At 37.4% G+C, this 529-nt stretch carries 1 protein-coding gene; it reads right to left on the bottom strand.

Translation table 11 applies throughout. The features are described 5' to 3' along the window. A partial coding sequence (locus tag CN925_RS15365; RefSeq protein ID WP_180232982.1) for an acyl-CoA dehydrogenase family protein occupies window positions 1-529 on the bottom strand: 529 nt, incomplete at both ends.

Below are 529 nucleotides of genomic sequence, written 5' to 3'. Positions count from 1 at the left end.
ATTTCTTTACCAAATGTTTTTCGTTCATGACAATATTTTACGCTTGCTTCAAGTGATGCTTGGATTAATCCACAAGCACCAGCCGCAACTGTAAATCGTCCGTTATCAAGCGCAGACATTGCTATTTTAAATCCTTCACCTTCGAAACCTAGTAAGTTTTCAGCTGGGACTCTTACATCATCTAAAAATACTTCACCAGTATTCCCTGCTCGAATTCCCATTTTTCCTTTAATCGCCTTTGTGGAAACGCCTTCAAATGAGCGTTCTACAATAAAGCAGGATATACCATGATGTTTTAGATCATGATTTGTCTTCGCAAAAATTAAGAAGTGGTCAGCTACATCACATAAAGAAATCCATGTTTTTGATCCATTTAAAATATAGCTATCTCCATCTTTTACAGCAGTTGTTGCCATCGCCACTACATCAGATCCTGCATTAGGTTCAGTTAATCCAAATGCACCAATTTTCTTCCCTTGTGCTTGAGGAACTAGATACTTTTTCTTTTGTTCTTCTGTTCCCCATTGTA

It is taken from the genome of Bacillus sp. AFS055030, assembly GCF_002574545.1.
GTDB lineage: Bacteria > Bacillota > Bacilli > Bacillales > Bacillaceae_G > Gottfriedia.
The sequence above is the reverse complement of the archived record's forward strand: the minus strand, read 5'-3'. Positions and strand labels throughout refer to the sequence as shown.